Here is a 13,286-nt window from a genome sequence, read left to right on the forward strand (position 1 = left end):
AGCAAATGCTCACTAGGTGTTCTTATGCTCATTAAGCTAACATCTACGTTGTGACCCACACAACAGTTTCCGGAGAATCCGTCGATCTACCTGCGACAATTCGGGCAAATGTTCTCGTTGAGACCGGAAAGATGCAGATGGTCGAGAGACCACGACCGTCCCCGAAGGCGGGTGAAGTCCTCGTTCGCATCCATGCCGTGGGCGTGTGCGGGTCGGACGCGCACTACTTTCACGAAGGTCGCATCGGCCCTTACGTAGTCAACTCACCGCTCGTTCTCGGACACGAAGCATCTGGACGCATCGCCGCAGTCGGTGACGGCGTCGACCCAAGACGCATCGGGCAGCGTGTCTCCATCGAGCCTCAGAAGCCCGATCCGACAAGTCCCGAATCCAAGGCAGGCAGATACAACCTCTGCCCTCATATGGAGTTCTTCGCGACGCCGCCGATCGACGGTGCGCTGACCGACTACGTCACGATCGGTGCCGACTTCGCCCATCCCATCGCAGATTCCGTGTCCTACGAGGCAGCTGCGCTGTTTGAGCCACTTTCCGTAGGGATCGCCTCAGCCCAGAAGGCGGGGATCACTGCCGGCTCTCGGGTGTTGATCGCCGGCGCCGGCCCGGTAGGAATCGTGACGACGCAGGTGGCCAAGGCATTCGGCGCGACGGAAGTCATCGTCTCGGACATCGACGCGGCCCGGCGTGATGTGGCACTGAAATTCGGCGCAACAACCGTCGTTGATCCCCGTGTAAGCGACGTACGCTCGCTGGCCGTCGACGCATTCATCGACGCGTCGGGTGCCACGGCCGCAGTGATCGACGGGATTCACGCAGTTCGGCCCGCTGGAACCGTCGTTCTGGTCGGAATGGGTGCCGACGAGATACCGTTGCCGGTCCCGATCATTCAGAATCGCGAACTGATGCTCACCGGAGTGTTCCGATACGCCAACACGTGGCCGATCGCCGCCGCACTGGTCGCTGCCGGGCGCGTCGACCTGGACTCGATGGTCACAGCACGCTTTTCACTCGAACAGTCGCAAGAGGCCCTGGTGGCCGATCGCATTCCCGGCAGCATCAAAGCCGTAGTCATTGTCGCCGAAGGAGACTAGTACTTTCATGGAACTCAATACGAAGACCCTGCTCGACTTCGATGCTGCACTCGAAGTGCCGAACTACGACCGGAGCAAAGTCACCACTGGCATAGTGCATTTCGGTGTCGGAGGCTTTCACCGTGCACACCAGGCCATGTACATCGATGCTCTCCTGCGACGCGGTGAGGGCTTCGACTGGGGAATCTGCGGAGTGGGAGTGATGCCGTCGGACAAGCGAATGAAAGACGCACTCCGCGCGCAGGACGGCCTCTACACGCTGGCGCTCAAGCATTCTGACGGAACCCTCGAGGCCCGGGTCATCGGGTCGATCGTCGAGTACCTGTTCGCTCCGGAGGATCCGGAGGCGGTGATCGAAAAGATGGCATCCGAATCGACGAAAATCGTATCTCTCACCATCACCGAGGGCGGATACAACATCTCGCACACTACGGGTGAGTTCGACGCGTCCGATCCCGATGTAATGCACGATCTCGAGCCGGGAACACTCCCCCACACCACCTTCGGTCTGATTTGTGCGGCACTCGCACTCCGTCGCGACCGGGGCCTCGCCCCGTTCACGATCATGAGTTGCGACAACATCGAAGGCAACGGATCGGTCGCCAGGACGGCAGTCGGAGCGTTCGCCGCCCTGAAGGATCCCGAACTTGCGGAGTGGATCGACGAGAACGGCGCCTTCCCCAACTCCATGGTCGACCGGATCACACCCGTCACGACAGCCGAGGTGACCACCGAGATCGCCGAGACGTTTGGCGTGGAAGATCAGTGGCCGGTCGCGGCTGAGCCGTTCACCGCGTGGTTCCTCGAGGACGAGTTCACCTCAGGCAGGCCACCTCTGGAGAATGCCGGCGTCAATCTCGTGCCGGATGTTCGCCCGTACGAACTGATGAAACTGCGCCTTCTCAATGCCGGCCATCAAGGCATCGCGTACTTCGGCTACCTTGCCGGATACCGCCTGGTCCACGAGGCATGCCGGGACGAACTCTTGTCGGGGTTCCTGCTCGACTACATGAATCTCGAAGCGACGCCGACCCTTGACCCGGTACCCGGCGTCGACCTCGATCAGTACAAGAAGACCCTCATCGAAAGATTCTCGAACCCCCAGATCCGCGACACGATTGCACGTCTGTGTGCCGAGTCGTCCGATCGAATTCCCAAGTGGCTGTTGCCCGTCATCCGGAACCAACTCGACACCGGTGGGTCGATCAACCTGTCCACCGCAATTGTCGCCAGCTGGGCCCGCTACGCCGAGGGCACAGACGAGAACGGAGATCCCATCACCGTCGTCGATCAGCTGTCGGACACTCTGGTGCCGCTCGCCCAGAAACAGTCGAGCGACCCGTTGGCCTTCATCGGGTACCGCCAAGTGTTCGGCGATCTCGTGGACGATCGCCGATTTGTCGCTAGCTTCCGAAAGACCCTCGACTCATTGCACTCCGTCGGAGCCAGAAGAACCCTCGAGGAGGTGCGCGGGCTCTGACTACACCGAGACGTCGTGCAGGTGATGGATCGGATCGTGAATGAAGTAGGCCGCCAACGATTCGACGGTGAACGCCGATCCGTCACTGCGGAGACCCCGTCGTTGGCGGCTACCCTCTGGCACGGTTTCGAAGGCATTCGCGACCTCCGCCGCGGCGTCGGACAATTCCGATGCCACCTTTGCCGGATCTTGGTCGTTGTACCGCTCGGCCTCGGCTGTTGCGTCCTGATCCCAGTTCTCGAATCGCGGATCGTCGAATTCGAGCATCTGTTCCAACCGCACCTTGAAGATCCGGAACACGTCGCGTACGTGGGCGGAATACTCCAGCGCTGACCATGTTTCGCTGTCCGGTCGCTCCGTCACATTCTCGCGCTCCAGTACCTCGGCCCACGAGACGGCATTGCTACGCACAAGATCTGGAACATCCGCGAACGCCACAGCGGACGAATCAAACCCGCACTCGGCGCATGGGCGTTCGAGGACCCAGGTCCAGTTCTTTGTATCCGGGGTGGTCGGCATGGATCGAGAATAGTCCGCCAGGGCGGGGTCAGTCTGCTTCGATTGGCCGATGAAGCGAATCATGATCGCTATTGCGACTCCATTCGTGCTGATGCTTACTTCGTGTGGCGGGGACGTGGGCGACGCCGAACCACACGAACTCGCCTTCACATGCGACGACGCACATGCGTACCTCGAAGTTTTCGGGACGGTCGAGGCGGCGTTGGCCCGGCACAGAGCCCTGGATGGAACGATGTCCCTGAACTCGTGGGTTCCGCCAGCGCCTGGGCAACGTTCACACCACAACAGCAGACTGCGATAGTCAATTCACTTCATGCGGCTTCCCGAGGTGAATGTTGATCCGTATTTCTGTGCCGGTATCGGCATCTGACTCCGTCGACAAGATTTGCCGGTCGATACTCGGATCGGCCGAAGAACTGGACATACTCCGACTGATTCCACGTCGCCGATCGATCGAGTCCGCGATGACACGAGCGGACCGCACGACGACTGAAGAGGATTCGACGCTGAGGCGCGTGAGCGCACCCAAGAAGCCTTCGAAGCAGCGAAATCGGGATCGTGCGACCGAGCAACGCCGGAAGCCTGATTCGCCGGTCGCACAACAGAATTACAAACGACGACGTAACTACGTCATTCCGTTCGTGACAAAATACTCGTTCGTCGGCGACGGACCGATCACTTCGATTTCCTCGACGGGTCTCGTCGCCCCTCACGTGAAGGGCGTCGAGTCGACATGTACCCCTTCCGAACGCAGTAAATGCTCGGCCGCACAAATCAACAGGGAAAGGGATTCGTACGAGAGTCCCTCGATCGCATGCATCAGCCTGTCAGGCGCCGGAATCGACCGGTCGACCGGCGAACCCTCGGATCTCCGCACAGAAAGCACGGTCGAGAGTTCTCGTTGATTCACCACCTGACCTGCGCTGTTCGCTCGCTCGAACATGGCATTCAGCCGCTGGACCAGTTCCTCACCTTCAGCTGATCGAATAGTGTTGCCGAACAGCCTGTTTCCATGATCGGCTTCGACACCAGGCCCGATCGAGTTCTTGATTGTCACAGTATGTTCTCCGTTACGTTGGTCTGTCAGGTTGATCAGGGGTGCGACCCGGCGCAATTCGCAGAGCCTTTATCCGTGCCGCCCAACGGCGTCGCGTCCATCGACAGCAGACGAATCTCCCCCGGCGCCCATCGGCTTCCGGTAGCGAGACCTTGAAGTTGCTGTTCACTTGCAGTTCGTCGTTACACTTTAACAATATTTGTAACGCATCGACAAGTGTTTTGTTCCGATTGCCCGGTTTTGCACCCGATCGAGGCAACTACTGAGCTCTCGCGGGCTGCGGATTCTGCAATTCACGAAGCTCGGCAAAATGGATCCGACGCAGACAAGGACGGCGAGACAGCCCTCGTTGGCTCTCATTTCCAGTGATCGAGCACGAAGTCCTCAATGGTGATGACCCAAGTCCGACAGCGCTTTTCAGACAGGGAAAGGGCCCCGCAGTTGCGGGGCCCACTATCGTTGCCGTTCCTTGCGTAGAGTCGTTTCCGACAGTCGGCTGCCGGTCAGCGCGTCAACATTTGGGTGCAGCCGAGCCGCGGGGGGGACGGCTCGACTGCCTTGTACCTACACCGGTAGGCACGTCTAAAGCGTGACACTTCTGTACGTCGAGCACATACGCTGAAATACCCGGATAGGTACCTACTTTTCCTTCACGTCCGGCACGTCGCTCGCTCGGTTGCGCCCAATTGCACTGCGCTCCCGATACTTGTCGAGGATTGGGTATCCGGATCCGAGACTTTCACCTCGTCCGAGATCGACGATCGCGGTACGACATTTACTTGTGTAGCCACGAAGGATCAACTCAGCCGTACCCGCATGCGCGTTGCGTGCGATTCAATACCAACTACGTGTGGGCAACTGCACCAACTACCTGTGGGCAACTGCCCTGTTGATTGCACTCTGCGCACTTGTCGCCGTTGCGATCGTCGGCAGCATGACTTTCGACAAACGTCATTGGGTCTGACCTGCGGGCTCACGGCAACTGAACGTGGGGCGGGCGGGGCTCGAACCCGCGACCAATGGATTATGAGTTCGTTCTCAACCCCCGTCATACGCTGGGCTTTCCTGTCAAATGAGCAGATCAGCGCGTTTTCGATATTCGACAATGTTCGAACATATCTTCGATTTGCCCACTATTTGTGGGCAAAATGTGGGCAAGAACCCCACGAAGTGTTCGAACAATGTTCGAATCGATCTGACCTATCGCAACCGGTCGGTTCGCAATGTCTGAGCCGTCTGGTATTAAACACCCATGAACGCAAACACCAAAGCCCTGACAGCAGCGGCCCTAGCTGTGTCGGCAGCACTTATACTGCTGGGCCTTGGATTCGATATATACGAGACGAATAGATTCTCCGACTGCGTGGACACGTCAGTCCATATCGGGCGGTGCGTGAGCGCAAATCGTGGTGGGCTGATCGTATTCGTCCTCGGATTAATCGGCATTATTGGCGCGGGAGCCGCATGGTTAACTCTGCGACGATCTGCGCCCTCCGAGGACCGGAGCCCGTGAGTCACATTCGCGTTCGATCCTGATTCGGTTAACTAGCATCCGCATACACCAACAGAAGGTCAGCCCTAATGACATATCCCCCAACCCCTGAAGCGGGCTTCCCAACCCCAGCACCGCAGCCCGCGCCGAACAACAACAAGCGCGTGCTTATCATCGGCGGAATTGTTATCGCGGCCATCGTCATCGCGATCATTGCGGTATTCGCCCTGAGAGACACTGAGCCTAAGACATTCAACTTGGAAGGCAATGTGGGGATCATCGACGGCGCAAGCAAGTTGTCAGACAATCGTTGTGCAGGAAAGGGCGGATACAAGGATCTGTCAGAAGGCGCTTCGGTGACGATTGGCGATGAGTCGGGGAAGACTGTCGCAACAGGGTCGATTACAGGTAGCGAGTACATGGACGGCGCATGCATGTTGACGTTCTCGATTCCGGTTCCCGCGGACCTGGACTTCTATCAGGTCGAGGTGTCACATCGTGGAGTGGTTACATACTCAAACGAGGACGCTCGATCCGGACCGTTCATGTCGATTGGCGGCTAGTCCATCGCGACTTCTGCGGCTGCGCGCCAGAGCAATCCGGCGTCCGGATCGTCTCACCACACCGCCGGCAGTAGTGACTCCTGGCACCCGCCGCCGTATGCAGTTGGTTCTACAGCCGCGGGCTTCCTAGTTAGTCACGCGCTGATCAATCCCGGAAGCCAGTTCCCAGGTTCGCAGGCAAACTGCCCACAGTTCGGACTGTCTGGTATGCATCTCGCATGGCAGACAAGTGGCTTAGAGCTTTTCGATCGGCTGGCGATGGCTGCGCACGATGCGGCACCAAGACCCGATTGCTCCAGAGCTACTGCCCTGAGTGCAAGGCGTTTGCGAATTCGACCCTCACGCAGTACTCGGCAGCTGCGAGGAACCTGTTGGCACACTCGGGTCCGCTCGGACCTGAATGGATCACATTGCACGAATGGCTGTACGGGGCGCGTATCCCTCGGAAACATGCACTTGACACGATTCGTGCCGACGCACTCACTTGGCTCAACAGGTACGCCACATACGCGCTCAGTGACGGCATCGTCACCGACGACGAACTCGCCACCTTCCGACAAGCAGCACGCGCTTTTGAATTGGAACCCGCCGCGGTCACCCACATCGAATCTCAACTACTCAGAGAGCAGATGCTCGGCGAGATCCGCCAAGGTCGCCTACCAACTGTTCAAATCCCAGGACTCCATCTGCCCACTGACGAATACTGCTACATGGTCGCTGGCGCAACTCGCTGGCGCGACCTCCAAGCTGGCCCCACTCCGTCCCAGGGGCAACTAGCGATTACCAACCGCAAGATCCGGTTTATCGCTCAGCAGTATGGCGGCGAAATCCCACTGAGCAAGGTGCAGCGGCTGTCATACCTGGACCGCACCACCGTTCTGATCGAGTCGACAGCCCGGTCACTCAGCGGGCGTTTCTCAGTTCCTGATGCTGAATACACATCCATCCTGGTGGACACCGCCCTGCGGATCGACCGCCGAATCCTTCTACCGGACAACGGGGACCGTCCGTCGCGGCACATACCGGCACACGTCAAGTCTGCGGTCTACCAGCGAGATCGTGGCGCTTGCGTGGAATGCGGCGCGAATTCTTACCTCGAATACGATCACATCATTCCGTTCTCAAGAGGAGGCGCGAGCACTGAAGGCAATGTTCAGCTGTTGTGCCGGGCGTGCAATCTGGCGAAGGGCGCCCGGGTTTAGTTTCACCCGGGCGGCGACGCAGCCCATAAGGACGCAGCACATAAGGACGCAGTGCGTCAGGCCCGCGGTCATAGGTCTTCGTCGCGGTAGTCCCATTCGAAGGACACCCTCGCATGCGGCACCGCCTCGGTCACTCGACGCTGTAACGACTCCTCGAAGGGCGGGCGCCACCTGTAAAATCCGCTGAAACCTACCCAATCCTCGGAGAACACGCGCACATCACGTCGGGTCCCGTCTTCGCTGTCTCGCCTGACGATGATCGTGTCGCTGTCCAGTTGCGTCTCCTTCAGCACCTCCTCGAACAACTGAGCAATCACTTCAGCGTCGCTGGTGGGCAGGTCGTATACGGTGAAGCAGATCGCGATAGATATAGTCACTCCGAAGACGATAAATTACGCCTACGACGGGATGACTTTGGTCTTCTCGCTCGCCATGTCCGTAACCCTCGCCCTCGTCGGTTGCTCCAACGAGGCGGAGGGTCCCTCGAAAGAGGAGTTGCAAGACTCAGCAGATGACCGACCAGTGCCGCGAGAAGGTGACCAACCGACTCAAGTCGTCGGGGTCTGCCGAGTTCGGAGACTTCGACTTCGTGACGACACCCGAGGGCGATCACTACAGTCACATCGCCAGCGGATGGGCGGATTCCCAGAACGGGTTTGGCGCCTTGATTCGCTCTACCTTTGACTGCAGAGTCATTGTCATGGATGACGGGACTGTAGTCGGCGTGGTTACTAGCTTGAGCTAGCTCCATCGCGACTTCTGCGGCTGCGCGCCAGAGCAATCCGGCGTCCGGATCGTCTCACCACACCGCCGGCAGTAATGCGTTCGATGACCTCCATTGTGCGCCGTCTTGCAGCCGCAGACTTCCCACCCGACGAGGCATGCGTTCGCCACCAACAGGTGCCCATTCGGGCAGCGTTGCGGAGATCGTTCAGTCGACGGCACATCCCAATATTCGCACACCTGTTCGATCAGTGGTAGCGTCAGCCTCGCGGGGTCGGGAGGGTAAGGGAAGACCAGCTCGGCCCCGCTAACCGATGTGTTTACGGCACCCGAAAAGCGGATACCATCCCGTTGCTGCGGCGATTCTGAGCGGGTCAGTTCAGCCGCACAAGGCCTGCCCTCCGGCTGTCCACTCGCCGGGGGTGGGCCTCTCCCCTGTAATGTCGAGAGCGGCCCCTAATCCTCCCCCCGAGGTTGGGGGCCATCTTCGTTCGTTTGGTGGATTTCTGCCCGATTTGCGTGATTGCCTGATGCTTGCCGAATACGTTCGATGAGTCGGATTCAATCGAGGGGTCGGATCCGGCATGTGGTTGGTCATTCGCGTTGTGTGCTCAACGCGGGTGGCGTCAATCGGGACCCGGCCGCACCTGGCCAGGCCGGGTCCCCCAAAACGACAAAGCCCCACCTCGCCAGGAGGTGGGGGCATCGTCATCTCAAGATCGCTTCGTGCGTTCAGCATTCCAGGCATCAATGGTTTCGACGGTCCAACCACGTACGTCACCTGTCATGGCATCGGGTTCAGGAAGCTTGTAGCGGCCGAGGCTGGTGGGTTTGACGCCGATACGTTCGGCGACCTCGGTCCGGGAGAGGAAGCGGATCATGATCTGCGCCTTTCAGTGTTCGCTGATACCAACGATAGCATCGTGACGATGCAACGGTACCGGCCAGCCAACGAAGGCCCCCGAAGGGGCCTCCCGGTCAGATGCTCGCGACCATCGCGATTACGGTCTTGCTTCCGATCATGTTCGGATGGTCAGCGGCGAGGTCTTGGAGGATCTGGGTGGCGACCTCGCGGGCGTGGTCTGCACTGGTGCCCATGACGATCATGTCGAAGCCGGTGGTGTCGGTGGTCCGGTAGGCGTTCATGTTGCTCTCCCTTGTTGGTGTTGACACAACATTAGCATCGTCACGATGCTATCACAAGCACTGAAGACATTGGAAACAAACACAATTCCAACTTGTGTCAGCATCGTCACGATGCTATAGTTGAGGAACAACAACAGAGAGGAGGTAAACATGGACCCGCCGAATTGGACCGAGATAATCGGACTTCTCACCATCCTGCTGGGATGGGCAGAATTCATCCGAAGAGTCTTGGAAGCCCGAAAGCGCCCAAAGCGGAAACGCAAAAAGCGCAAGTAACAAAGGGAACCCGCCCGGATGTAGCGGGCGGGTTCCCCTACTACAGTTTCCCACACACGGAAGGATCAGACGATGACGAACCAAGACAAGACCAGCCTGACGATCTTCGCGCTCATCGCAGCCACCCTCGCGGTCACACACCAGCCGTGGCAGTACTGGGCAGTCGCCGGCGTTGCAGCTGCCGGAGTTGCCGCAGTGTCCTGGCGGACGCGACGCGCTTAAGCTCCACCCGCGCACGACCGACGAAACGACAACACAAGCCCGCCCGATGCAGCACCCGCTAACGCAAACCGTGAACACAGTCCAATGGCACCGCGGAAAAAACTACCAACCGTCCAGTTCGTCTGGTTTGATTGAGCAATCAACTCAGCAAGCAAAGGGCAAAACAGTGAACTCGAAGATCACAAGCGCAGTTGGTGCGCTTGCAATCGCCGTCGGCGCAGCTATGACTGTCGGAAGCGGCACGGCGGCCGCGGATACTGTCATCAATGGGTGCACCATCGTGGACTCTCCAACGAAAACGCGATACACGAACTGCCCAGGCGCAGACTTCACAGGCTCTGACTTGTCGCAAGTCAACTTGATGTACGCGAACGTCCCAGACGCCAAGTTCTCGGGTGCAAATTTCGGAGTTGGACGGGGACTGCACGCGTACGGCGCGAACCTTAGCGGCGCAAATTTCGCCGACACCGACATGTCGAACTCGGCGCTCAATAGCGCAAACCTCAATGGCGCGGTATTCAAGAACACGAAACTGACCTCAGCGTCGATGACGTACGGCACCATCAACGACGCAGATTTCGACGGAGCCGACCTCAATCGAGCTACCGTCAGAGGATCAAAGCTAGACCGCTCGTCCATGGCAGGTGTCACACTGACCGACGCCGACCTCACCGGCACCAACCTCCACGAAGTGGACTTGCGTGACGCAAATCTCGGCTTCGCGAATCTCGAAAATGCTGTCCTCACAAGCACAAAGATCTCGGGAGCCAATTTCGCCGATGCTCGAATCACCAAGACTTACTTCAACGGCACCGAAATCACGCCGCACGACATCGTAGTTCCAGCTGACCGCCCCAGCAGCGGAGCGCAGATAGCCGGCGCAAACGTGTCATGGACCATGCCGGCCAGCGTCGCTGGATTGACAGTTAGCAACTGCAACCCCACGTCGGGATCATTTTTCGGAGAACTCGGCACAATCGTCTCGTGCCAGGTACGCAACCAGACAACCGGAGTCCAGACCGTTGGATCCGCCACGTTTACGGTCATCGTTACCCGATATGAAGACAACGGAGGCACGGGATCGCTCGGCTCACTCCCGTTCGGCAGCTAGTCGGCAGCGGTGCCACGTTAGGCATGCGGCGGGCACTTACGGGCACCGCCAAAGCTTGTCGGCACCTCTCACCTACACTCCATCGCGCAATGTCGGGAGAGTCAGGGAAGCCGACTCAGCCCCTCCTGAATGACAAAAAAGTGCCCCCAACCTCATTGCAAGGTTGGGGGCATCCTTATCGTCTTCATTGAAACGGGCATCTCAACTTCAAAACACAAGTCAAAACAGAATTTCGGGAGGTAGACCAGATCTTCTGGATTGCGGCAATGCCCCTAGTTGTGATTGCCATTAACCAACCGATGAGTGGTTCCGGCGGTCACACTACCGTTCCGGATGCGTCCTTCCATCCTGAACCATCGGACCAAACCGGCTTACCTAACGTCGTGTCATAGATACTCGCCCCAGCTCCTGATGTCGACGCACTTGGTCGGCCCGCCGTGGAGTAGGACTTGAGTTGCGCGGCCCCTCCGAACGAGGCCCGGCCATCACTTCTGCGAATGGTCAGATAGTCCGCCAATTTCGTTCCGCTGTCCGCGTACCCGGCAACGACATAGTTCGACCCTGCATTCGACCCGGCCTCCGCGTCCCCGGTAACTGCAACCTCCCAGCGGGATACCCCGCCCGTAAGAGCTTGCCCGATTTGTCGGCGGGATCCAGGAGCTCCATTGACATCCAACCCGCGGACAGTGCCTACTGCTCCAGTTGCCCCGCTGCGCAGGCCCGACGGAAGTGTCAGCATGGATTCGAAAATTGTGGATCCCAACAGCCGACGTTCTGTGGCGACCCGATCAGTTGCAGCGGTCCTTCGGGTGCCATGCCCTGTCACATTGAACCACTCCGAATTCACGGTTCCTTCAAGGTAGAGAGGGTAGTTGGTTCGCGGCGTCGACCTGGTGTCTACTACCTTCACGTTGTATACGCCGAACCGAACGACAGTTCCAGCTTCGATTCCCGCGGTTCCGATCCCAAAGTTCTGCGCTGTATCCGAGCTGGATATGACGGTCGAACCGTCCTCCGTGAATTCGCTTCCGCAGTTGATGATCTTGCCGTCGTGGACAGAGCAGTCCATTGATCCTGTGGGTTGAACGCCACCTTTGGCACAATCGATCAATACGAAGTCGCTGACAGAGAAGTTGCTGGCGTACTCGGACGGGCTGACCCGGTCGTTGCTTGGAAATCCGCCGAACCTGATCCCGACACCACCGAGAGCTGACGGTTCATCGCTCGGCCCCCGACGTACTCCGTCGATCATCACCCCGGTGACGGTGCCATTGCGAGGTGCGTCATCGAGAAGAAGCCCACCCATTCCACAGTTCCTTCCGATCACGCCCGATCCGGTAACACCGTGTGGGCCAGCCCAACTCGGGCCGTCCGCACCTGGATTGGAAGTTCTGAAACCAGAAATCCACACTGCATAGTAGGCAGGATTGATCGCAGTGAGGTTCGAGAAATTGACGCACTTGTTTCCGCGAGAAAAGCTAAATGCATTGTCTGCGGAGTTGATGCTTGTGAGGTTGTGGGCTTCTACGATTTCGCAGAAGATCCACGAAGCGTCCATCGTGTTTTCGACGTATGCACCACGCGCTGTGGCCTTGCCCCGCACCCCAGCGAACAACCACGGTAGCGTCCTAGTGCCTTTGACTCGGATGCCCGGACCGATCTCGATATCCCGGACCACTGGGTAGGCCGGGTTGGGTGTTACACCCTCACTTGTCGGGATTAGGTCACCACGAAAGGTGAAAGCCTGAGAGACACCGGGAGTGGGTGAGTACGTCCGTGCTCGGCGCGGGCCGGTGACGTCATCGACAGCAGTGCCGCGAATGGTGAAGTCATCGAAGAGCAGGCCGCTGCAGTCTCCGCTGGTCCAGAACCCGGAGTAGACAGTCGCGTCGGCCGGCGTTCCTGGGATGTAGATCTCAGTACTAAATGGGCCGGCGCCGCGGATAGTCAAGTCGTGGCAACCGTTCATATTGATGCCTTGACGAAAGGTGTATTTCGCCTTTTTGAGAAGCACTTCACGAACTCCGAGGTTCGCTGCTGCTGTCACGGCCCGTTGAACTCGCTGGTGGTCGTACAGATCCCCTGCCAGCCGGTACTCTTCGGCGTCGATCACGTTTTTCAGGGAATAGACAGGCGAACCTTCAGCCGGAGCGTATCGACTGTCTCCGGCTGTTTGGTCAATCTTGGTCGCGACAGATTCGACTATCTCCCGCACGTCAGGACTTAGTTGTGCCAGTCCAACAGAGTTGTTCGGTATTTCATCGAGAGTGGGGATGGTTGCACGGCCCACTTCAGCGCCTGGTGCTCCATCTGGGATGTCGTTTGCAGCGTCGGTGGTGAGATGGACTCGGGCAGTGCAGTATTCGAGCGGCATTGGTTGCCTTTC

The 13,286-nt window shown here is 58.7% G+C and carries 12 protein-coding genes; 6 read left to right on the plus strand and 6 right to left on the minus strand.

The features are described 5' to 3' along the window. Positions 1-98: 98 nt before the first annotated feature. Together P0M12_RS29940 and P0M12_RS29945 are read left to right on the plus strand one after the other, a co-directional pair. On the plus strand, positions 99-1,109 hold the full coding sequence (locus P0M12_RS29940) for an NAD(P)-dependent alcohol dehydrogenase (protein ID WP_277377942.1): 1,011 nt from the start codon (positions 99-101) through the stop codon (positions 1,107-1,109). Positions 1,110-1,116: 7 nt separating this feature from the next. Next, the gene (locus P0M12_RS29945) at positions 1,117-2,589 is read left to right on the plus strand and encodes a mannitol dehydrogenase family protein (protein WP_277377238.1); all 1,473 of its coding nucleotides are present in this window, start codon (positions 1,117-1,119) and stop codon (positions 2,587-2,589) included. Here P0M12_RS29945 and P0M12_RS29950 read toward each other — a convergent pair whose 3' ends face one another. Then, positions 2,590-3,108, minus strand: a complete 519-nt coding sequence (locus P0M12_RS29950; RefSeq protein WP_204855945.1) for a DinB family protein — start codon at positions 3,106-3,108, stop codon at positions 2,590-2,592. 709 nt (positions 3,109-3,817) lie between these two features. After that, entirely contained in the window at positions 3,818-4,165 is a 348-nt protein-coding gene (locus P0M12_RS29955; RefSeq protein WP_054781977.1) for a hypothetical protein, read from the minus strand. 1,581 nt (positions 4,166-5,746) lie between these two features. Between P0M12_RS29955 and P0M12_RS29960 the strand changes: the two genes are divergently transcribed. Together P0M12_RS29960 and P0M12_RS29965 are read left to right on the plus strand one after the other, a co-directional pair. Then, positions 5,747-6,220, plus strand: coding sequence for a hypothetical protein (locus P0M12_RS29960; RefSeq protein WP_210377227.1), 474 nt, complete (start codon positions 5,747-5,749; stop codon positions 6,218-6,220). Between the two features lie 218 nt (positions 6,221-6,438). After that, complete coding sequence (locus P0M12_RS29965; protein ID WP_277377239.1) at positions 6,439-7,422, plus strand: HNH endonuclease; 984 nt, start codon at positions 6,439-6,441, stop codon at positions 7,420-7,422. A gap of 68 nt (positions 7,423-7,490) precedes the next feature. On the opposite strand, the gene P0M12_RS29970 is transcribed toward P0M12_RS29965, so the two are convergent. From P0M12_RS29970 to P0M12_RS29980, 3 genes are all read right to left on the minus strand, one after another. After that, positions 7,491-7,799: a hypothetical protein gene (locus P0M12_RS29970; RefSeq protein WP_277377241.1), complete on the minus strand. Its 309-nt coding sequence runs from the start codon at positions 7,797-7,799 to the stop codon at positions 7,491-7,493. Positions 7,800-8,858: 1,059 nt separating this feature from the next. Continuing rightward, positions 8,859-9,026 carry an XRE family transcriptional regulator gene (locus P0M12_RS29975; protein ID WP_210377233.1) on the minus strand — a complete coding sequence of 56 codons (168 nt, stop codon included), beginning with the start codon at positions 9,024-9,026 and terminating at the stop codon, positions 8,859-8,861. 97 nt (positions 9,027-9,123) lie between these two features. Beyond that, positions 9,124-9,291: a hypothetical protein gene (locus tag P0M12_RS29980; protein WP_277377243.1), complete on the minus strand. Its 168-nt coding sequence runs from the start codon at positions 9,289-9,291 to the stop codon at positions 9,124-9,126. A gap of 348 nt (positions 9,292-9,639) precedes the next feature. Here P0M12_RS29980 and P0M12_RS29985 point away from each other — a divergent pair, with 348 nt between their 5' ends. Then, positions 9,640-9,789 (plus strand): hypothetical protein, encoded by a 150-nt coding sequence (locus P0M12_RS29985; protein ID WP_277377244.1) that lies wholly within the window; start codon positions 9,640-9,642, stop codon positions 9,787-9,789. A 223-nt stretch (positions 9,790-10,012) separates the two neighbouring features. Next, positions 10,013-10,900: a pentapeptide repeat-containing protein gene (locus tag P0M12_RS29990; protein ID WP_277377943.1), complete on the plus strand. Its 888-nt coding sequence runs from the start codon at positions 10,013-10,015 to the stop codon at positions 10,898-10,900. Between the two features lie 316 nt (positions 10,901-11,216). Here the strand turns inward: P0M12_RS29990 and P0M12_RS29995 are convergent, their stop codons facing one another. After that, positions 11,217-13,274: a hypothetical protein gene (locus P0M12_RS29995; RefSeq protein WP_277377245.1), complete on the minus strand. Its 2,058-nt coding sequence runs from the start codon at positions 13,272-13,274 to the stop codon at positions 11,217-11,219. Positions 13,275-13,286 lie beyond the last annotated feature (12 nt).

Origin of the sequence: Rhodococcus sp. RCBS9, assembly GCF_029457415.1 — a bacterium.
Taxonomy (GTDB): domain Bacteria; phylum Actinomycetota; class Actinomycetes; order Mycobacteriales; family Mycobacteriaceae; genus Rhodococcus_F; species Rhodococcus_F qingshengii.

Bases quoted from the DNA above. Each gene is read 5' to 3' on its own strand.
- P0M12_RS29945 (WP_277377238.1), top strand. From the start codon at position 1,117: ATGGAACTCAATACGAAGACCCTGCTCGACTTCGATGCTGCACTCGAA.
- P0M12_RS29950 (WP_204855945.1), bottom strand. From the start codon at position 3,108: ATGCCGACCACCCCGGATACAAAGAACTGGACCTGGGTCCTCGAACGC.
- P0M12_RS29960 (WP_210377227.1), top strand. From the start codon at position 5,747: ATGACATATCCCCCAACCCCTGAAGCGGGCTTCCCAACCCCAGCACCG.
- P0M12_RS29965 (WP_277377239.1), top strand. From the start codon at position 6,439: ATGGCAGACAAGTGGCTTAGAGCTTTTCGATCGGCTGGCGATGGCTGC.
- P0M12_RS29975 (WP_210377233.1), bottom strand. From the start codon at position 9,026: ATGATCCGCTTCCTCTCCCGGACCGAGGTCGCCGAACGTATCGGCGTC.
- P0M12_RS29980 (WP_277377243.1), bottom strand. From the start codon at position 9,291: ATGAACGCCTACCGGACCACCGACACCACCGGCTTCGACATGATCGTC.
- P0M12_RS29985 (WP_277377244.1), top strand. From the start codon at position 9,640: ATGACGAACCAAGACAAGACCAGCCTGACGATCTTCGCGCTCATCGCA.
- P0M12_RS29990 (WP_277377943.1), top strand. From the start codon at position 10,013: ATGACTGTCGGAAGCGGCACGGCGGCCGCGGATACTGTCATCAATGGG.
- P0M12_RS29995 (WP_277377245.1), bottom strand. From the start codon at position 13,274: ATGCCGCTCGAATACTGCACTGCCCGAGTCCATCTCACCACCGACGCT.